17 protein-coding genes are annotated in these 19,234 nt (G+C 66.9%); 10 read left to right on the plus strand and 7 right to left on the minus strand.

Annotation, left to right across the window (positions count from 1 at the left end):
- The 7 genes from gspD to N2652_01015 form a co-directional block, all read right to left on the minus strand.
- Complete coding sequence (gene gspD, locus N2652_00985; protein MCX7817783.1) at positions 1–1,935, minus strand: type II secretion system secretin GspD; 1,935 nt, start codon at positions 1,933–1,935, stop codon at positions 1–3.
- Between the two features lie 15 nt (positions 1,936–1,950).
- Positions 1,951–2,721 (minus strand): acyl-ACP--UDP-N-acetylglucosamine O-acyltransferase, encoded by a 771-nt coding sequence (gene lpxA, locus N2652_00990; protein ID MCX7817784.1) that lies wholly within the window; start codon positions 2,719–2,721, stop codon positions 1,951–1,953.
- Positions 2,718–3,164, minus strand: coding sequence for a 3-hydroxyacyl-ACP dehydratase FabZ (gene fabZ, locus N2652_00995; GenBank protein ID MCX7817785.1), 447 nt, complete (start codon positions 3,162–3,164; stop codon positions 2,718–2,720). The genes lpxA and fabZ overlap by 4 nt, the downstream gene beginning before the upstream one ends.
- A 274-nt stretch (positions 3,165–3,438) precedes the next feature.
- On the minus strand, positions 3,439–3,963 hold the full coding sequence (rfbC, locus tag N2652_01000) for a dTDP-4-dehydrorhamnose 3,5-epimerase (GenBank protein ID MCX7817786.1): 525 nt from the start codon (positions 3,961–3,963) through the stop codon (positions 3,439–3,441).
- A gap of 38 nt (positions 3,964–4,001) precedes the next feature.
- Positions 4,002–4,874 (minus strand): glucose-1-phosphate thymidylyltransferase RfbA, encoded by an 873-nt coding sequence (gene rfbA / locus N2652_01005; GenBank protein MCX7817787.1) that lies wholly within the window; start codon positions 4,872–4,874, stop codon positions 4,002–4,004.
- Between the two features lie 61 nt (positions 4,875–4,935).
- Positions 4,936–5,610 carry a gamma-glutamyl-gamma-aminobutyrate hydrolase family protein gene (locus N2652_01010; protein ID MCX7817788.1) on the minus strand — a complete coding sequence of 225 codons (675 nt, stop codon included), beginning with the start codon at positions 5,608–5,610 and terminating at the stop codon, positions 4,936–4,938.
- A gap of 7 nt (positions 5,611–5,617) precedes the next feature.
- Positions 5,618–6,517: a ParB/RepB/Spo0J family partition protein gene (locus N2652_01015; protein MCX7817789.1), complete on the minus strand. Its 900-nt coding sequence runs from the start codon at positions 6,515–6,517 to the stop codon at positions 5,618–5,620.
- 135 nt (positions 6,518–6,652) lie between these two features.
- Here N2652_01015 and N2652_01020 point away from each other — a divergent pair, with 135 nt between their 5' ends.
- From N2652_01020 to N2652_01065, 10 genes are all read left to right on the plus strand, one after another.
- Positions 6,653–10,108 (plus strand): DUF2723 domain-containing protein, encoded by a 3,456-nt coding sequence (locus tag N2652_01020; protein ID MCX7817790.1) that lies wholly within the window; start codon positions 6,653–6,655, stop codon positions 10,106–10,108.
- A 35-nt stretch (positions 10,109–10,143) separates the two neighbouring features.
- Positions 10,144–12,324 (plus strand): DUF4838 domain-containing protein, encoded by a 2,181-nt coding sequence (locus N2652_01025; GenBank protein MCX7817791.1) that lies wholly within the window; start codon positions 10,144–10,146, stop codon positions 12,322–12,324.
- A 320-nt stretch (positions 12,325–12,644) separates the two neighbouring features.
- A complete protein-coding gene (locus N2652_01030; GenBank protein ID MCX7817792.1) occupies positions 12,645–12,827 on the plus strand; it encodes a hypothetical protein in 183 nt (60 codons plus the stop codon).
- The gene (gene rsxC, locus N2652_01035; GenBank protein ID MCX7817793.1) at positions 12,824–14,182 is read left to right on the plus strand and encodes an electron transport complex subunit RsxC; all 1,359 of its coding nucleotides are present in this window, start codon (positions 12,824–12,826) and stop codon (positions 14,180–14,182) included. The genes N2652_01030 and rsxC overlap by 4 nt, the downstream gene beginning before the upstream one ends.
- Before the next feature lie 70 nt (positions 14,183–14,252).
- Positions 14,253–15,251, plus strand: coding sequence for an RnfABCDGE type electron transport complex subunit D (locus tag N2652_01040; protein MCX7817794.1), 999 nt, complete (start codon positions 14,253–14,255; stop codon positions 15,249–15,251).
- Positions 15,252–15,258: 7 nt separating this feature from the next.
- Entirely contained in the window at positions 15,259–15,825 is a 567-nt protein-coding gene (locus tag N2652_01045; protein ID MCX7817795.1) for an FMN-binding protein, read from the plus strand.
- Positions 15,826–15,834: 9 nt separating this feature from the next.
- A complete protein-coding gene (gene rsxE, locus N2652_01050; GenBank protein MCX7817796.1) occupies positions 15,835–16,476 on the plus strand; it encodes an electron transport complex subunit RsxE in 642 nt (213 codons plus the stop codon).
- Positions 16,473–17,210: an RnfA-Nqr electron transport subunit gene (locus N2652_01055; GenBank protein ID MCX7817797.1), complete on the plus strand. Its 738-nt coding sequence runs from the start codon at positions 16,473–16,475 to the stop codon at positions 17,208–17,210. The genes rsxE and N2652_01055 overlap by 4 nt, the downstream gene beginning before the upstream one ends.
- A 70-nt stretch (positions 17,211–17,280) precedes the next feature.
- Positions 17,281–17,964 carry an HAD family phosphatase gene (locus N2652_01060; protein ID MCX7817798.1) on the plus strand — a complete coding sequence of 228 codons (684 nt, stop codon included), beginning with the start codon at positions 17,281–17,283 and terminating at the stop codon, positions 17,962–17,964.
- Positions 17,961–19,223, plus strand: coding sequence for a tetratricopeptide repeat protein (locus tag N2652_01065; protein ID MCX7817799.1), 1,263 nt, complete (start codon positions 17,961–17,963; stop codon positions 19,221–19,223). The genes N2652_01060 and N2652_01065 overlap by 4 nt, the downstream gene beginning before the upstream one ends.
- Positions 19,224–19,234 lie beyond the last annotated feature (11 nt).

The raw sequence follows: 19,234 nt of genomic DNA on the forward strand, positions 1-19,234 counted from the left end.
CTAGTCCCGCGCTGCCGGCGCGCGGATCGTGTCCGACACTCCCGGCATGCCGGCGCGCCGCTCCATCGCGTTGCCCACCGCCTCCGCTTCTGCCCCTTGCTCCACGATCCGCGGCGTCACGAACACCAGCAAATTGTTCCGACGGTTCACATCGCTCGCATAGCGAAACAGCGCACCGATCCAGGGAATGTCGCCCAGCAGTGGTATCTTGTGTTCCCGGCGCCCTTTGTCCTCCCGGATCAGGCCGCTGATGACCACCGTCGAGCGGTCCGGCACGGTGATGGTCGTCTTCACCTCGCGCTTCGCAATCGTCGGTGCGAACTCGCGTCCCGGCGCGGTGTCCACTACAGCTTCGATGGTCGGATTCAGCACCAGCGAAATCTCACGATTCGGATTCACATGCGGAGTGACCTTCAACTTGATGCCCACATCCATTCGGTCAATGTTCTGAATCACGTCCCGCGACGTGCCCGCACCGCCCTCGATCGTGGACCGCAGCACCGGAATGTTCTCCACCACGCTCACGCTCGCCTCGGTGTTGTTCTGCACCAGCAACGGTACGCTCGACAGGATCCGCGTGTCCCGGTCCTGCTTCAGCGCCTGCAGCAGGAAAGGAATCACCATCCCCTGCTGCGCCCCGTAGGCGACGCCGACGGACAACCCCTGCGGAAACACGTTCCTCTGCAGGATCTCCTGAACTGGATCGCTCGGCCCGGGCCGGCTGCGCCCGGCCACCACCGTCTCGCCCCGCCCCGGCAGTTCCACGGTCGACCAGTTCACGCCGAGATCGAGCTGCCGGTTCGCGTCGGTCTCCGCAATCAGGATCTCGATCAACACCTGGCAGGGCATCGTGTCGAGCGATTCGACCAGCTCTCGGACCCACTGGAAGTCCGCCGGCGACGCATGCACCAACAACGCGTTGTTCGCGCTGCTCGGCTCGATCGAGATCCGCTGCCGCGCGTCCTTCTCGACGCTCTTCTGCAACAACGCCGTGAGGCTTTTCGCCGCTTCCTCCGCCGAAAGATAGCGAAGGCGAATCGCATTGAGCCGTCCAACTCCGGCGGCGGGCTCGACGTCGAGCAGCGCGATGATGCGTTTCAGCTCCGCGATCTGCACCGCGGTGCCGACCAGCACCAGGCTGTTCGCCGCCGGCGATGCGATCACCGTCGCGCCCGCCGGCAATGCGCCGCCCCCCTCCACCACCTGCCGGATATGCCGGCCCACGCTCGCGGCCGCAGGCTCCGCGCCCGCGATCGCCGCGTTGATCTGCTGCGCGAGCTCTTCCGCCGAGCCCCGCTGCAACCGAACGACCTCGACTGTCCGCGTCGAGCCGGGCCGATCCAGCTCCGCCAAAATGCCGGCAATCCGCTCAAGATTCGATCGCGTCTCCGTCACCACCACGCGGTTGCCGGGCGCAAACACCGCGAGCCCACCGGCCTTCGCGCCGCGCACCAGCGGTTCCAGCGTCCGCGCCACCTCCGCCGCCTCCACATGCTGCAGCGCAAAAATCCGCGTCACGAGCCCCTCCCCGGCCACGCCGGGCCGGTCGAGTGGCGGGGTCATCACCGCCCCCTGCGCCTCCGGTAGCGGCACGATGAAAAACGTGCCCTCCCGCTCCACCACACCGAACCCCCGAGACTCCAACAGCGAAAGAAACAGCCGTTCCACCTCCTCCGCGGTCAGTGGCGCCGGCGCAACGACCGTGATGGTGCCGCTCACCTTGTCGGTCACCACGTACCGCCGGCCAGTGATTTCACCCACCACCCCCGCCAGCACGCGGATGTCCGCCTGATCAAAGCTGAAGCGCACCGTTTTGGCCGGGGTCGCCGCCTCCCGTGGCGAAGCCGAACCACCGCCCGTCGGTTCCGCGGCCGCGACGGCCGCCGCGACGGCGAGCGCGCCCAGCCCGAACCACACCGCCCGTGACCGGCTCACCTCAACGCCTCCGCATCAACGCAGAATGCCACGCTCGGACCGCTCGATGAACTCCACCAGCCGCGCGATCTCCGGTCCGCTCAGCTCCGCCCGGATCCGCTCGAGCGCCTGCCGCACGTTCAGCCCCTCCCGGTACAACAGCCGATGCGCCCGTTTCAGCTGCTCGATCGTCTCCGGGGGCACTCCCCGGCGCTCCAGGCCAACCCGGTTGATCGTCGGCACCGTCGCCGGATGTCCATCCGCCAGCATGTACGGCGGTACATCCTGCGTGATCTTTGCCAGCCCCCCCACCATCGCGAGCGTACCGATTCGGACGAACTGATGCACGCCGGCCAGCCCGCCGATCACCGCCCGCGCCTCCACCACCACATGTCCCGAAAGTCCCGCGCAGTTGGCCACAATTACCTCGTCGCCCAGCGTGCAGTCATGCGCGACATGGCAACAGGCCATCAAGAGACACCGCGAGCCCACCCGCGTCACGTCGCCATCCGCGGTCGCGCAGCTCACCGTCACATATTCGCGAATGGTCGTCTCGTCCCCGATCTCCGCCCGCGGCGCACCGCCCCGGTACTTCAGGTCCTGCGTCCGCGTCCCGACCGACGCAAACGGATAGATCACGCAGCGCCGCCCGATCGTCGTGTGCCCGTCGACGACCACATGCGACAGCAGTCGCGTGCCCTCGCCGATGCGCACATGCGGCCCCACCACGCAGTACGGCCCGATCTCGACCTCGTCGGCCAGCTCCGCGGCCGGATCCACCACCGCGCTCGGATGGATGTGCCTCATTCCGCTGATTCCGCGGTAGACGAGTTCCGCCCCGTGCCGAACATCAGTTCCGCCTCCGAGGCCAGCTCGCCGTTGCACGTGACGCGCCCCGCAAACTTCGCCATGTTGAGCCGCATTTTCAGAAACCGCACCTCCACCACCATTTGGTCGCCCGGCGTGAGCAGCCGCCGAAAGCGAGCCCGGTCAATCGCCAGAAAATACATCACCTGCACGCGCCCGGTGATCTTGTTCAGCAGGATGCCCCCCACCTGCGCCATTGCCTCCAGCTGCAGCACCCCAGGCATCACGGGCTGGCCGGGGAAGTGGCCCTGAAAAAACGGCTCGTTGATGGTGAGATTTTTGATTCCGACAATCCGTTCACGGTCGTCGCACTCGAGAATTCGATCCACCATCAGGAACGGATACCGATGCGGCAGCAGCGCCTGTATCTGTTCAATCCCCATGATGCTCACGCGTTGTCTCCTGTACAGCGACGGCCGGCGCCCGCCTCCCGACCACGCCGGCCCCGCGGTGTCCGACCTTCACACAGACCTCATTCTAGGCAGTTTTCCGCCGTCTGAAAACCCTGCCCTCGCGCGTGCGTCCCCGCCGCGATCGTGCTGCATCCCTTGGATACTCTCGCAACCTCCTTCTCCAATCGTCGGATGTGGAGCTGCACCATGCCCTCTTCCGGTGGCGCGTTTCCCGCCCGCCCCGGCTGCGGCGACAAAGGCGCGGTCACAACGCCGGCAAATCATCGGCCGGCAGATCCGCCAGACTGGGCAAATGAGCGTCCTTCGGAGAAACCAGCGGCCGCGCAACCGGCCATGGAATCCGTAGCCGGGGATCGTCCCACCGCACACCGTATTCATCGGTGGGATCGTAAAACCGGCTACAAAAGTAGATCACGTCGGCCGGCTCCTCCCCGAGTACACAAAAGCCATGCGCGAACCCCGCCGGTACGAACACCTGCCGGCGGTTTTCCGCGCTGAGCTCGTGTGCGGCCCACTGGCCGAACGTCGGCGAGCCCCAGCGCAGATCCACCGCGACGTCCCAGATGCACCCGCGTGAGACCGCGATCAATTTGTCTTGCGGATGTCGAAGCTGGTAGTGCAAGCCGCGCAGCACACCGGGTCGCGACGACGACTGATTCGCCTGTACAAACTCGACGGGGACGCCGGCCCGCCGGTACAGGTCGGCCCGATACAATTCCGCAAAATAGCCGCGCGCATCGTCGTGTCGCGGGGGCGTGATCAGCCACATGCCGGGCAATCCACCCGGCTCCACGCGCGGCATGCAGCTCATGGCCCCACCTCGAGCAGCCGTCGCAGGTACATCGCGTATTCACTGCGGCCCAGCGCGTCTGCGAGGCGGCGCAGATCGTCGTCGCCGATCCAACCCTGCCGCCATGCAATCTCTTCGAGACACGCGATCTTGAGTCCCTGCCGGTCCTCAATCGTTTGGACGAAATTGGCGGCCTGCAGCAGCGACGTCGGCGTGCCGGTGTCGAGCCACGCGATACCCCGCCCCAGCAGACGCACCTGCAGCCGCCCCTCCTGCAGATAGCTGCGGTTCAAATCGGTGATCTCCAGCTCGCCCCGCGCGGAGGGCTTCAGCGCGGCGGCCCGCGCAGGTGCGTCCGGCCCGTAAAAGTAGAGGCCGGGCACCGCAAATCGGGACCTCGGCCGGGCCGGCTTCTCCTCGATCTCCACCACCTCGCCTCGCTCGTTGAACACCAGCACCCCATATCGCTCGGGATCGCGCACCGCGTACCCGAAGATACACGCGCCCTCGCGCAGCGTCGCCGCCCACTCAAGCTCTTCACGAAGGCCCTGGCCAAAAAAAATGTTGTCGCCAAGGATGAGCGCGGCGGGTTCGCCCTCGAGGAAGTCCCGCCCGATCGTGAGCGCTTGCGCCAGCCCTTCCGGCCGCGGCTGTTCCGCGTAGCTCAGCCGAATCCCCCACGCAGCGCCATCGCCCAGCAATTGACGAAAGCGGGGCAGATCCTCCGGTGTGCTGATCACCAAAATCTCCCGAAGACCCGCCAGCATCAGCACCGATAACGGATAGTAGATCATCGGCTTATCGTAGACCGGCAACAACTGCTTGCTCACCGCTCGCGTGATCGGGTGAAGCCGAGTCCCGGCGCCGCCGGCCAGCACTATGCCCTTCATGCCACCCCCCTCCTCCGCCCTGTTGGATCAGCCGCGCCCAGCCCCTGGCCGCCCCAATCGTTCACCGATCGGCCTCCGCCACCCACAGGTCCAATACGCGCTCGGCGGCCGGATGCCCCGCAACCAGACGTTCCGGATGCCACTGAACCGCCCATGCCCTCACCCCCGCCGCCGGCAACGCCTCAATCGCCTCCACCACCCCCCCGGGGCTCAACGCCAGAACCCGAAACGACCCCAGCGCCCCCACCGCCTGGTGATGCGAACTGTTGACTTCCGTGACCTCTCGCAACGCCGCTGCAAATGCACCATCTCCCGTCACCCGCAGCCCGTGCCGGGCATCCCCGCGCACCAGCTCGTGCCGCTCACGCAGCTGCGGCATCGCGCTCGGCAGATCGCGAATCAGGCGGCCGCCCAACGCCACCGCGATCAGTTGCAGCCCCCGGCACACGCCGAACACCGGACGGCCAGCCGCCGCAAAGGCCCGAAGCCACGCGAACTCCGCCGCATCCCGCGCGGGCCGACAACCTCGCACCTCCCCCGTCCCCGACAGATACCGCCCCTCCACCTCGGCGAGGTCACCACCTCCCCCCAGCAGCAGCGCATCGGCATCGGCCACCACCTCTTCCGGAGACGGCCAGTACCCGCTGCATCGCACCGCCGTCACACCTCGTCGAGCGATCCAAGCGGCCAGCTGCTCCGCCGCTCGCGCACTTCCCGCTGTCACGCGCCAACGCATGGCCCCCTCAAAAATCCTCCGACAATCCCAGAATCAACATCAGGCGGTCGAGATCGTCCGCCGAGTAAAACTCCCCCTCGATCCGGCCGGGCGCTTTTCGGCCCCCCGCCAGCGTCCGCGAGGGCGTAATCCTCACCGGACTGCCCAGCTTCTGTTTCAGCCGCTCCTCCACATCCCGCAAATGCACCTCCGGCACGTCCGGCGACGCCGCGCGCCGCCTCCGTGGTCCCCGTTGCCGGCGCGCCACCTCTCGCTCAAGTTCCCGCACCGACCAGCCCCGCCGGACACACTCGCCTGCAAGCTGTTCCTGCTCGGCGGCGATCGGCAACCCGAGCAGCACCTTCGCGTGTCCCACACTCAACGCCCCAGAGCGCAGCATTTCCCGCACCCCCTCCGGCAGCGTCAACAGTCGCAGCGCATTGGCCACCGCTGCGCGCGAGCGGCCCACGCGCACCGCGATTTGCTCCTGAGTGAGTTGAAACCTTTCTCCCAGCGCCCGGTAGCCCTCCGCCTCCTCGATCGGATCCAAATCCTCTCGCTGTAGGTTCTCGATCAGCGCCAGCTCTAACGCCTCGACATCCGAAACCTCCATCACCCGTACGGGCACCTCCGACAACCCCGCCGCGACCGCTGCACGATACCGGCGCTCGCCCGCAATCAACTCGTATCCCTCCCCCGCCGGGCGCACCAGCAGCGGCTGCAGCACGCCGTGCGCCCGGATGGAAGCCGCCAGCTCGTCCATCTGCGCCGGCGAAAACTCACGCCGGGGCTGCCACCGGCCGCTCCGAATCGCCCCCAACGGCACCATTTTCGTGTGACCGCCGCTCTCCGCCGCCGCTGGTTCCCTCTCCGCCCGCGGAATCAGCGCACCCAGACCGCGCCCCAAACCACCCGGTCGCGTCGTCATCCCACGCCCTTTCCGATGCTGCCGTTTCACCGCTTGCGCGCCGAGCGGCCCCCAACCCATCCCGCAAATGAAGGCCTCGCACCCGCCCGGCTTGATTCCTCGTCACTGCGTACCTAGCCTAGTCAATCCGAACAAATGAGCAACAACATCCCCTCGAATCCCGTCCTTCTACCGGATGCCGACGACGGCTCCCCTCGCTCGCCCTCCCCCCCGGCCGACACCGCATCCCCGGCCCCCTTTTTCCGCCGCGCGGACTGGATCGCGTTCGCGGCCGCCTTCGTCCTCTCCCTCATCGGCTACACCGCGACGCTCGCGCCGACAGTCACCCTCGAGGACTCCGGTGAACTCGTCGTCGCCTCCGATTACCTTGGGGTGCCGCATCCGCCTGGCTACCCGATCTGGACGCTGGTCACCTGGTTCTTCCAGTGGGTGTTTCACTTCAAGACGTTTTTGGGTCACCCCAACCCCGCGTGGGGAGTCAACTTCGCCTCCGCGTTCTTCGGTGCGTTCGCCTGCGGCCTGCTCGCGATGCTCGTCAGCCGGTCCAGTTCGGACCTGTTGCGCGGTGTGTTGCGGTTCAGCGACGTACTCGATCCGGCAATCGAACGGCTGTTCTGCGCCGCGTGCGGAGTGTCCGCCGGCCTCGTACTCGCGTTCAGTCCCGTGATGTGGTCCCAATCGGTCATCGCCGAGGTCTACGCGCTCAACGCCTTTTTCCAACTGTTTATCGCGCTGCTGCTGTACCGCTGGGTCGCCCGCCCCGCCGACCGCCACATTCTCTACGCCATCGGTTTTCTGTTCGGGCTGGGCCTCACCAATCACCAGACGCTGCTGTTCTTCGTATTCGCGTTTGCGATCGCCATCCTGATTCGCGACCCCGAGCTCTTCCGCGATTTTGCGGTCGTCGGCGCCGCGCTGGTCGCGTTGCTCGCGTTCAACGTCGCAGCGGTCAAATTTGGTCACCCCGAGCTGGCCTGGACTGCGCCGTCGGGGCCCGCCGGCTTCGCCTTCTGGGTGCACCTGCTGCTCGCGGTCGCCATTCCCGTCGCCGGCTGGCTACTGCTGCCGCACGGACGCGAGGTGGCGATCACGATCCTGCTGATGGAGCTGGGGCTCTCGTTCTACCTCTATCTTCCGATCGCGTCCGACCAGAATCCGCCGATGAACTGGGGCTACCCGCGCACGTGGGAAGGCTTTCTGCACGCGATCAGCCGCGGCCAATACGAACGGATCACCCCGACCGACGTGTTCTCCATCAAGTTCTTCCACCAGGTTGCCGCGTTCCTGTCGGACCTGCGCCGGCAGTTCTCGCTGCCGCTGGTGGTTGGTGGCGTGCTCCCGTTCACGCTGTGGGAAGTCACGGTCGCCGGCCGGCGGGTGCGAATGTTCAGCGTCGCGTTCCTGCTGGCGGCCGTCACCGGCGTGCTGGTGACGCTGGAACTCGTCCTGACGTTGCTCGGGCAGCCCGTCCCGACGGCGGTGGTCGCCATCTACCGGGCGGTCACGCTCGCCGCGCTGGCGATCGGCGGCGTCGGCGCGCTCGCCAAGGCGGCGGAACTGGTCGTACACGTCGCCGCGCAATGTCGCGCTCGCAGCGCCTACACGGCGAGCGTCTACGCGGTCCTGCTGGGCCTGATCACCGTCGCGCTGCTGTTCGCGGAACTCCAACTGGCACGAATGCTGTTTTCCCCGGAGCGGATGGGCGCGCTCGCCCGGCTGATCATCCTCGCCCTGATGCTGATCCCGGTCCTCGGGGCCGTCCTGCTCGCCGCGCAGCAGGGTTGGGTGCCGAACGTCCGGTTCGGACACGAGTGGCCGCCGGAGGCTCGCGGCTGGCTGCTGACCACCGCGGTCGGTTTCGTGATGGTCAGCGTCGTGTTCATCATGCTCTGGAACCCGTCGCTCGACATCCAGACCCTCTTTATCGGCCGCGTGCAGTTCATCCAGTCGCACACGCTGTACGCGCTTTGGCTCGGCTACGGGCTGGTGCTCGCACTGGCGATGATCGAGCTGTTCGTTGGTGCGATCCCGCTTCTGCGCTGGGCCGCGATTGCCGCCGCGCTGGTCGCACCGCCGGGTCTGATGCTCTGGCAGAACTACTTCGACGAAGAGCTCGTCCGCATTGTCGGCGGCGCGGAGCAGAACGGGCACGATTACGGCTGGCAGTTCGGCGACTGGCAGCTCCGCGGCGCAGACGCCATCCGCGAATACTTGCAGAAGACACTGCCGCCGGAAGAGTTTCAGCGCGTCTGGGCCGAGTACCCTGACCCCAACTGGCCCCCGCCCATGGCGACCAACGCGATCTTCTTCGGGGGCACAGATCCGGGCCGCTTTGTGCCCACCTACATGATCTACTCCGCGAAGGTCCGGCCGGACGTATACCTGATCACGCAAAACGCGCTCGCGGACAATACCTACCTGAACGTGATGCGCGACCTGTACGGCGATACCATCTGGATTCCCTCCATCCTCGACAGCAACATGGCCTTCCAGCAGTACTTCGACCAAGTGCGCTCCGGCCAGGTCCCCGCCGGCGCCGACATCGCGGTGAAAGACGGCCGCATCAGCGTGCAGGGCGTTCAGGGCGTGATGCAGATCAATGGCATCCTCGCCCGCCAGATTTACGACAACAATCCCCATCACGAGTTTTATGTTGAGGAAAGCTACGTGATCCCGTGGATGTACGAGTTTCTCGAACCCCACGGTCTGATCATGAAGATCTGCCGGCAGCCGTCCCGCCTGGAGCCCTCGCTCGTCGCAAAAGACCGTGCGTTCTGGGACTGGTACTGCAAACGCCTGCTGAGTGATCGTCGATTCCTCCGCGACGCGGTCGCCCGCAAAACGTTCTCCAAGCTCCGTGGCGCAATCGCCGGTCTGTATGCGGCGCGCGGCCTCTACGATGAGGCCGAATACGCCTTCCGCCAGGCCATCGCGCTCTACCCCCTCAGCCCGGAAGCGAACTTCCGCATGGCCGACGTCTATCTCGCCCGAGGACGGTTCGCCGAAGCTCGCACGATTATCCAAGAGTTCCTGAAAGGAGACCCGCAGAATGACAAGATCCGCGAGTTTCTCGGCTTCATTGACCAGGTCGAGAGCGGCGTAAAGCGGATCGCCGAAATCGAACAGCGCGCGCAGAGCGGGAAACTGGAGATCCGCGAGGCGGTGGAGCTCGTCGGCCTGTACCGCCGCCACGGGCGGATGCAGCAGTTCGAGCAGCTTTGCGCAAACCTGCTGTCGCAGACCGGTCTGCCGTTCCAGGTCTACCTCGAACTCGGCCGCATGGCCTACGAGGCACAGCGTCCGATATTGCTGGATCTGGCGCTGCAACGCTACGTCGCCGCCCAGCCGTCCGATCCGAACGGATGGATCGAACTGGCCGCGGTGCAGCTGCTGCTGGGCCGTTCGGACAACGCCGTCATCGCGCTGCGCAACGCGGTGCAGATCGGCGGGGAGGCGGTCCGCGCGCAGGTGCGACAGGACCCCCGGTTCGAGCAGCTCCGGCTGCGATCCGATGTCGAACAGCTGCTCGCTCCCCCTGCGGCCGGGCCGCCGGTTGTGCTGCCCGGCACGCTCGCGCCGCTCGTGCGATGAGCCCCGCGCGCGCACACCAGCGGTCCGCTGCAGTAATGTTGAGCACCTGCGCCGGGGTGTTGATGTTGCACGCCGGCGCGGAAGAGCTCCGCCCACTCCTTCCGCCCGGGGATCTGCCGGTCGCCATTCGACTGCCCTCGGCTCCCATCCCCGCGGAACGCCGCGCCGCCGCGGAACTCGTCGCCGCACTGTCCAGTCTCACCGGTCGAGCAGCTCGAATTCTCGAACATGACGACGACAGCTTGGGCACAGTCGAGTTGCGGCACGACCCGGCACTGGGACCGGAGGAGTACCGCCTCAGCTGGGCACCTGCCGGCAATGCGCTGAGGATTGATGGCGGCCGCCCCCGCGGGATCCTCTACGGCGCGATCGGCCTCCTCCATGAGCTCGGTTGCCGATGGTATACCCGCGAGGTCGCCCGGATCCCCCCCAACCCCGCTCCCATGCTGCCCTCCGGTCTCAACCGCCACGGGCGGCCGGCCTTTGAGTACCGCGAAGTCTATTGGACCGAGGCGCTCGATCCCGACTGGGCGATGCGCAATCGCCTCAATTCCTCTGGCGCGCCGCTTCGTGATGAGCACGGTGGCCGCGTCGTGTGGGGCCGGTTTGTCCATACCTTTGCGCAGATCCTGAACCCCGCTGAACATTTCGACGCGCACCCCGAATGGTTCTCGATGGTGAATGGACGGCGCCTTCGCGATCACACCCAACTGTGTCTCGCCAATCCCGACGTCCGCCGCATCGCGGTCGAAACCGTCCGCCGCTGGATCCGCGAGCGACCGGACGCGACGATCTTCTCGGTCTCGCAAAATGACTGGCTCAACCCCTGCCAGTGCCCCGAGTGCGCCGCGTTGGACACCGCCGAGGGCAGCCCCGCCGCCTCGTTGCTCCAGTTCGTCAACCACATCGCCGACGCAATCGCGCAGGACCATCCCACGGTGTGGCTCGAGACACTCGCCTATCAGTACTCGCGCCGGCCACCCCGCACGATTCGACCTCGCCCAAACGTGATCGTGCGGCTCTGCAGCATCGAGTGCTGCTTCTCGCATCCGCTCGACGGCTGCAGCGAACCGTCCAACGTCTCGTTCATGGAAGACCTCCGCGGATGGCAGCGCGTCGCGCCCCGGTTGTACATCTGGGACTACACCACCGACTTCGCGCATTACCTGCTGCCGTTTCCAAACCTCGACGTGCTCGCGCCGAACGTCCGTACGTTTGCGACGCACGGCGTGCGAGGCGTGTTCGAGCAGGGCAACTATTCCCCCGGCGGCGGGGGAGAGCTCGCTGAACTCCGTTCGTGGCTGCTCGCACAGCTGCTGTGGGACCCGAACCAGGACATGGAGTCGTTGCTGCGCGAGTTTGTGAACGGCGTCTACGGCGCCGCCGCGACCGAAGTAGCCGCCTATCTCGAATCCAGACGCCGCATCGCGCGGGATTCGGGCGAACATGTCCGCATCTTCGACGGCCCGGACCGGGCCGATCTGCATCCCGACGCACTGCTCGAGTGGGACACCACCCTCGAACGCGCCGAACGTGCCGCCACGAACGACCCGGCACTGACGCTGCGTATCGAACGACTCCGCATGCCGGTCTGGTATGCGCTGGTCCTTTCGATGGCCAGCGCCGACCGGCGCGCCGAAGCGGCGCGCCGGCTCGCTCAGGCCGCGCGCCGACAGCGTGTCACTCACCTGCATGAGCAAACCCGCGACATTCGGTCCGAGCTCGAGCGCATCGAGTTCGAAGCCTCTCGTCGTGTCGTCGCGCCGCCCCCCGGCGTGCTCCGCGGGGAGGACCACCTCATTCAAGTTGCGTTCCTCGATCGGTACGCACAGCGGCTGCACGATCCCGCGGCCGATGACCACATCGCCGTGCGCGCGGTGGGCGAAACCCGAGAATGGTTGTTCCAGTGGAGGCCGCGCGCCGCAGTCACCGGCCAAACGTATCGCGCCCGCGCCCGCGTCCGCATCGAAGGCGGCGGTACTCCCACCAATGCCGCATTGTCGTTTGGTGTGTACGACCCCTCCGCCCGCCGCGTGCTCGCCAATCGCGTCTGGCGCGCCAACGAGCTCGGCACCGAGACGTACGGCGAGATCGAGCTGGCGCCCGTGAGCTGGTCAGGCGGCGCCTATTTGTGGCTTGCCCCCTCCGGCGACACCAACGCCGTCCGCGCGGTCTGGCTCGACCGTTTCGATCTGGTCGCCGGCCCCTCTCAGTGAGGGCGGCCTCGGCGCGCTGGCCCTGACCGGGCCATCGGTCGGTCTCGATTACATTCGCGAGCATCGCGGTGAGCAGTCCCATCCCTCTCTGCGGCCCGAGCGGCTTCCCGCCGACTCCACCCCTCGCCTCCTGACACGGTCATGGGGGACAGGTTCCGGATTGAAGCGCCACCGAAATTCTGGCACTATCGAACGCCATGCGTGTTTCCCCAACGGATGCTGGCAGGGCCGTATCCGGGTGTGGCGCCGGCTGCTCCTGCTGCACTGAGAGTTCTCCCGCCACCTCCGCAACGACGGGTGGCGGATGGGCCTTTGTCGGCATGAGCGCGCTGGCGTTTCTGCTCCCGATGGTTGCGGCGGCCGTCGCGGCGCGCAGCGCCGGGCCGCAACCGGGCCGCCAGCTCGTCGCCGCGGTGCTCGGACTCCTCCTAGGTGCAACCGCCGTGCGCCCGCTGATCCGCCGGCTCGGCCGGCACATCCGCGCGGGGCTTGCAGAGCGATGAGCCCGCTCCTTGCCCATAACGCTCCCCGCCGATTCCCGCGCGGTGTTCACCCGCCCGAGGAAAAACATTGGAGCCGCCAGCGGCCCATCGAGGTGATGGCGCCCCCCGCGATCGTCCAGATCGCGCTGCACCAGCACACCGGTACGCCCTGCACCGCGGTCGTTCAGCCCCGCCAACAGGTTGCCGCCGGCGATCGGATCGGCGATTCCGACGCCCCCGTCTCCGCCCCCGTGCACACGCCCGTTGCCGGCACCGTACAGCGGGAAACGGTCGCGACGCTGCCGAACGGCCGCCACGTGCGCGTCGTCCCCGTGCAGACGGCACCAAACCCGCCCGCTGCCGCCGACATCTGGAACGATATGTTCGGCGGCGACTGGCCTGCCGACGCGCTGGATCGCCATACGCCCGAAGACATCGTCCGCGCCGTTCGCGCCGCCGGCATCGTCGGCCAGGGTGGCGCCGCCTTCCCCACCCACGTGAAGCTGGCCCGCAACCCCAAAAAGCCGGTCGACACGGTCCTCGTCAACGGCTGCGAATGCGAGCCGTACCTCACCGCGGACGAGCGTCTGATGATCGAAGCCCCGCGCCCAATTCTCCTCGGTGCCCAACTGGCCGCCCGGGCGGCCGGTGCCAGCCGGATCGTCGTTGCATTGGAGGACAACAAGCCGGAAGCGGCGCGGGCACTGTCTACCGCAGCCTCCGGGCTCAACATCGAAATCCTCACCCTCGAGACGAAATACCCGATGGGCGGCGAGAAACAGACCGTCCGCGCCGCATTGGGCCGAACGATCCCCACCGGCGGGCTGCCGCTCGACGTAGGAGTGGTCGTCATCAACGTCTCCACCGCCGCGGCGATCGCGCGCGCGGTGTTGAGGGGCAAACCCCTGACCCACCGCGTCGTCACGGTCACGGGGCCGGGCATCGTGGAGCCCAAAAACCTTCTCGTGCCCATTGGCGCACTGTATGCGGACCTGATCGCGGCCTGCGGCGGATTGAAGCCGGCGGCCGCGCGAGTGATCGCGGGTGGTCCGATGATGGGATTTTCGCTCGGCAGTTTCCAAACGCCAATCACGAAGGGCACCAGCGGCATCGTGGTCCTGACCGCCGAGACCCGGCGGGCTCCGGAAACGCCGTGCCTGCGCTGCGGACGCTGCGTGGACGTGTGCCCGCTCAATCTCGTCCCGACTCGCCTCGCACTGGCGGCGCGCCACAAGGACTGGCCGATGGCGCGCCGGTTCCATATCACAGCCTGCATGGAGTGCGGTTGCTGCGCGTACGTCTGTCCGGCGGCCATCCCGCTGGTGCAACTGATCCGCACCGGCAAGGTGCAGATGCAGAAGGAGACCGCGCCGTGAAGTCGGCCCGCCCGGGCGCCATTGCCCGACCCGGTGTCGCCGCCCAAGCTTCGGCGCGGAACTGGTCCCGATGAACACCACTGGCAGCGTCTCGCCGGCCCCCACGGCTGGGCTGACCGTCGCACCTGGTCCTCACCTCGCCGACCGCTCCCTGACCACCCAACGCATGATGGTGGATGTGCTGCTCGGCCTGTTGCCGCTGGTCGCGGTCGCGCTCGCCCAGTTCCGGCACCACGCCCTCTTTCAGATCGCGGTGACGGTCAGCGCCTCGGTGATCGCGGAATGGCTGTTCGCACGGATGCGCAGCCGCCCCGCCACCTTGTGGGACGCTTCAGCAGTGGTCACCGGCCTGATCCTCGCGCTTTCGCTGCCGGCGACCGCGCCGTGGTACGCGGGCGCAGTGGGCGCCGTCGTCGCGATCGGCATCGGCAAGGCAATTTTCGGGGGCCTCGGACAAAATCTGTTCAACCCTGCGATGGTCGGTCGCGCCTTCGCAATGATCGCGTTTCCCGCCGCGCTGGGCGCCTCCGCCTATGTGAGTCCCGCGGTGCAACTGGATGCGGTCTCCGGCGCGACGCCGCTAACCGCGCTAAAAATGAGCGGCACTGTGACCCCGGTTCTGCCCCTCTTCCTCGGCCTCACGAACGGCTCCATCGGCGAGACTAGCGCGCTGGCGGCCCTGCTCGGCGGCGCGTACCTCTGTGCCCGCCGCACCGCCTCGTGGGAGATCCCGGCGGGCGCGATCATCGCGCTGCTGGCCGCGACCGGTCTGCCGGTGCTGTGGCGCGGCCTGGCCGCGTGGACACCGCTACACGAACTGTGTGCGGGCGCTTTTCTGTATGGCGCATTTTTCATCGCGACGGACCCGGTGACGACCCCCCTCACGCCCCGCGGCAAATGGATCTTCGGTATCGGGTTCGGCCTGCTGGTGGTGCTGATCCGCCGTCTGAGCGGCTACCCCGAGGGCGTGATGTTCGCGATTCTGATCATGAACGCGCTGGTGCCGCTCATCAACCGTGCAACGATTCCGGTGCCCGTCGGGGGGCCAACCCCTGGTACGCGAACTTGAAACCACCATGAAAACGCATCCGCTCGCAGATGCCTGGCTGGTGCTGGTGCTGGCAATGGTCTTCGGCGCATCGCTCGCCGCGGTGCAGGCCGCGCTGAAGCCCCGCATCGACGCAAACAAACTCGGCGACACAATGAGCCAGGTCCCCCTGCTGGTGCCCGGCGCCACGCGCGGCGAGCGACAGCTCCTCGGCGACACTCCCCTTTACCGGGCGGTGGACGCCGCCGGCATGCCGGTGGGGTGGGTGCTGCCAGCCAGCGGCCAGGGCTTCGCGGACCGGATCGAGCTGCTCGTCGGTCTGGATGCGACCGCCTCGCGCATCACCGGGCTCTATGTGCTGGAGCAAAAAGAAACCCCCGGCCTCGGTGACAATGTCACCTCGGAGCCGTGGCGCCGGCAGTTCGTGGGCAAGCCCACCGACCTGCCGCTGCAGGTCCGCAAAGGCAAAGCGGCCGCTCCACATGAAATTGAGGCCATCACGGGCGCGACAATTTCCTCCGAAAGCGTCACCGCCATCGTCAACGCCGCCGTGCGTCGTCTTCGCGAGCACCTGGCATCGGGTGCCCTTCGTTAGGATCGTCCGATGAGCGCCGAACTTCCCACCCCCGCCGAACGCTTCCTCCGGGGCATCCTCCCCGAAAACCCCGTGCTTCGTCAGGTGCTCGGCATCTGCCCGACGCTCGCGGTGACCAACACGATGAAGGGCGCGATGACGATGGCCGGCGCGGTGCTGTTCGTGCTCACCTGCGCGAACGTACTGGTAAGCCTCCTGAGGCCACTGCTGAAACCCCACCTGCGCATCCTCGTCTTCACCCTCACCATTGCGACGTTCGTCACAATCGCGGATCGGTTCCTTGCCGCCTTCATGTACGACATGAGCAAACAGCTCGGCCCTTACGTCCCCCTCATCATCGTGAACTGCATCATCATCGCCCGATGCGAAGTCTGCGGATCCAAACAGTCGGTGGCGGCCGCATTTCTCGATGCGGTGGGCCAGTCCCTTGGCTTCGCGCTGGCGCTGGGCGCAATCGCCACAGTCCGCGAAACGCTCGGCTTCGGCACCTGGTTCGGCCTTCGAGTGATCCCGCCGGGTCTGTCGGACCGCATCTGGGCGCCGTGGACGGTGATGATCCTCCCGCCCGGCGCGTTTCTCACGCTCGCTCTGCTGCTCGGCGCGGTGAACTGGGCCGCGTCACGCACGAAGCGGCCGGAGGTTCCCCGATGAGTTATCTCTCGTCCGTGTTGATGCTCGCGATCGCGACCGCGCTGATCAACAACATGGTGTTCCATTTCTTCGTCGGATGCTGCCCGTTCATCGGCGTGTCCCGCAAGGTGGACATGGCCTTCGGCATGGGCGCCGCCGTCACCTTTGTGGTCAGCATCGCCGCGATGCTGAGCTGGACCATCACTTACTTCGTCCTCGCGCCCGGCGCGCCGCTCACCACTTGGATCTGGCGGCTCGCCCGGCCGGGGTCCACCGCGATGGTGGACCTCAGCATCCTCAACTATCTCGTCTACATCTTCGTCATCGCGTGGGCGGTCCAACTCGTCGAGATGTACGTCCGCAAGTTTTTCCCCGGGCTGTATCAGGCATTCGGCGTCTTCTTGCCCCTGATCACGACCAACTGCGTGATTCTGTTTACCTGCCTCGAAATCATGAAACACGTCGGCCCGCTGCCGGGTTCGGTGCCGGAGCCCTGGGGGCTGGACAGGGCCCTGATCTATGCATTCTTCGCGGGCCTCGGCTTCATGATCGCCATCGTGATCATGGCGGGCCTACGCGAAGAGCTCGAACACTGCGACGTACCCGCACCGCTCCGCGGCCCGGGCATAACGCTGGCGATCGCAGGCATCCTCGCGCTCGCGTTTCTCGGTTTCACCGGCATGGACGCGAACCTCGCCCGCCTCCTGTCGCCCCCCCCCTCGCCGCCGTCAGCTACCACTACGCCATCTTCCTGAAGCCCGCAGCAACGGGTTGCTTTTGCAAAGGTCCCTTGTGGCTCTGCGCCGGCAGTGATAGTTTGAGGCTATGGCGGAGTTCGCGGTCTTCTTCGACTTTGACGGCGTGATCGCCGACAGCGAACCCGTCCACTACCGCGCGTTTCAACGCGTTCTGGAACCCGTCGGCGCGGGTTTCAGCTGGGCGCAGTATCAGACCGACTACATCGGGTGCGACGACCGGGATGTGTTCCGTCACGCCTTCGCACGGGCGGGCCGCCCAGTGCAAGAGTCCGAAGTGCGCCGGTGGGTTGCAGAAAAAGCCACCGTGTTTGAGCGTCTCGTTCGCGAGGCGCCGCCGCCCCTCTACCCCGGGGTGCGGCCTCTGCTGGACAGCCTTCGGCCGAGCGCGATCGTCGGGCTCTGCACTGGCGCGATGCCCTCGGACCTCCATGCGATTCTCGATGGCACCGGACTGCTGAATAGTTTCGACGTGGTCGTCACCGCCGCCGATGTGCGCGCCGGCAAGCCCGACCCCGAAGGATATCGCCTCGCGCAGCGCCGGGCGGCGGAGCTGGCTGGCGTGTCCGCCCTGCCCGGCGTCGCGATCGAAGACACACCGGCGGGGATCCGTGCTGCCTGTGATGCGGACCTCCCCGTCGTGGCGGTCGCCACCACCCATCCGCCGTCCGCCTTGAGCGGGGCGGTCTGCGTCGTGCGTTCGCTGGAAGAGATCGATTGCGAATATCTTGCTTCCTTGGCTCAGCTCCCATGAGTCTGTGGACTCCTCAGTTGGCGGCCACGATCGTCGCCGCGCTGTCGGCGAAGGTTGAACCGATTCAGGTGGACGTTTGGCATGCCGATCCGCTCCAACCGGCGGCGGCGACGAACTTTGTGCCTCCACCATTGAAAATCAATGTCGGCGAAGACCTTTCCCGATATGTCTACCGGTTGCTCCAATCGCCCCCGCCGACCCCGCCCGAAATCGAGCAGGCGCGCCAACACTACCAGCGCGCCTCGGAGTACCTTCGACAGGGGGAAGTGGGGAAAGCGATGCTCGAACTGCGCGACGGCCTAACTTACACCCCCGACAACCCCCGTCTCCTCGAGCTGGCCGGGTCGGTGTCCATCCAAATGGGTAAACTGGAGGATGCGGCCGGCTTTTACCGACGCTGGCTTGACGTTGAACCCGACAATGTGCGTGCCGCCGCGACCTACGTCGGCCTGTTGGTCCGGCTGTCCCGCATCGCCGAAGCGGAGGCCGTGATGCAGCGCTATACGCCGGTGGTCGGCCATCTGATGCCGTTCCGGTTCCACCGGCTGTGCCTAGATCTGATCGCCGATCGCACCATCGCCGCGGATCCTTTCTGGCAACAGCGGCCCATCGAAGACATCGTGCAGCTGGTGCAGTGGCTGCACGACGACCGGGACGCCCTTTCTCGCGTGCTCGGCGCTACGGGATATGTCCGGCTCTGCGAGCTAATTCTCGGACCGCGCGCCGCCGCCGAGCTGCCCCGCCTGCACGCAACGCTCGCCCGTCTGCTCCGCGCCCGCGAACAGGGCAAGCTCACGGCCGCCTTGCAAGCCGCGCGCGAGGTGGACGCCATGGGAGTGCGCGCCTACGGCGTCGCCGCCCTGCTGGCCGAGCTGCTCGAGCAAACGGGCGACCGCGCCGGTGCGCTCGCTGCGTGGCGCCAGATTCTCGCAGAACAACCCGACACCTCTCAGGCGTGGGTGAGCGCCGCGCACGTCTTTCTGCGCAACGGCCGCTTTGAGGAGTCACTGGACGCAATCCGTCGTGCGAAGGAGCTTCTGCCCCGCGAACCGGTCGTCGACTTTCTCCTCGCCAGCGCGCTCGCGCTCTCCGGTCGCACGGCCGAGGCGCATCCGGTTTACGTACAGCTGGTCTCCCGTCGCCCGGCCGACTTCCGCCGCTGGCTCGAGTCCGACGCCGTCTTCGAGGCGGCGCTCGACCGCATGCCGAACAAGGGGGCGATCATGCGCCGGCTCGACATCCCACCGGAGCTGGAATGATGCTGCCGCTC

This window comes from Kiritimatiellia bacterium, assembly GCA_026417735.1.
GTDB lineage: Bacteria > Verrucomicrobiota > Kiritimatiellia > PWTM01 > PWTM01 > CAACVY01.

What these genes read in the sequence shown, in the direction of transcription:
- N2652_01010 (MCX7817788.1), bottom strand. Translation starts at nt 5,610, where the DNA reads ATGCGTTGGCGCGTGACAGCGGGAAGTGCGCGAGCGGCGGAGCAGCTG.
- rsxE (MCX7817796.1), top strand. Translation starts at nt 15,835, where the DNA reads ATGAGCGCCGAACTTCCCACCCCCGCCGAACGCTTCCTCCGGGGCATC.
- N2652_01025 (MCX7817791.1), top strand. Translation starts at nt 10,144, where the DNA reads ATGTTGAGCACCTGCGCCGGGGTGTTGATGTTGCACGCCGGCGCGGAA.
- rfbA (MCX7817787.1), bottom strand. Translation starts at nt 4,874, where the DNA reads ATGAAGGGCATAGTGCTGGCCGGCGGCGCCGGGACTCGGCTTCACCCG.
- rfbC (MCX7817786.1), bottom strand. Translation starts at nt 3,963, where the DNA reads ATGTGGCTGATCACGCCCCCGCGACACGACGATGCGCGCGGCTATTTT.
- lpxA (MCX7817784.1), bottom strand. Translation starts at nt 2,721, where the DNA reads ATGAGGCACATCCATCCGAGCGCGGTGGTGGATCCGGCCGCGGAGCTG.
- N2652_01065 (MCX7817799.1), top strand. Translation starts at nt 17,961, where the DNA reads ATGAGTCTGTGGACTCCTCAGTTGGCGGCCACGATCGTCGCCGCGCTG.
- fabZ (MCX7817785.1), bottom strand. Translation starts at nt 3,164, where the DNA reads ATGGGGATTGAACAGATACAGGCGCTGCTGCCGCATCGGTATCCGTTC.
- N2652_01060 (MCX7817798.1), top strand. Translation starts at nt 17,281, where the DNA reads ATGGCGGAGTTCGCGGTCTTCTTCGACTTTGACGGCGTGATCGCCGAC.
- N2652_01030 (MCX7817792.1), top strand. Translation starts at nt 12,645, where the DNA reads ATGAGCGCGCTGGCGTTTCTGCTCCCGATGGTTGCGGCGGCCGTCGCG.
- N2652_01040 (MCX7817794.1), top strand. Translation starts at nt 14,253, where the DNA reads ATGAACACCACTGGCAGCGTCTCGCCGGCCCCCACGGCTGGGCTGACC.
- N2652_01055 (MCX7817797.1), top strand. Translation starts at nt 16,473, where the DNA reads ATGAGTTATCTCTCGTCCGTGTTGATGCTCGCGATCGCGACCGCGCTG.
- N2652_01020 (MCX7817790.1), top strand. Translation starts at nt 6,653, where the DNA reads ATGAGCAACAACATCCCCTCGAATCCCGTCCTTCTACCGGATGCCGAC.
- N2652_01015 (MCX7817789.1), bottom strand. Translation starts at nt 6,517, where the DNA reads ATGACGACGCGACCGGGTGGTTTGGGGCGCGGTCTGGGTGCGCTGATT.
- N2652_01045 (MCX7817795.1), top strand. Translation starts at nt 15,259, where the DNA reads ATGAAAACGCATCCGCTCGCAGATGCCTGGCTGGTGCTGGTGCTGGCA.
- rsxC (MCX7817793.1), top strand. Translation starts at nt 12,824, where the DNA reads ATGAGCCCGCTCCTTGCCCATAACGCTCCCCGCCGATTCCCGCGCGGT.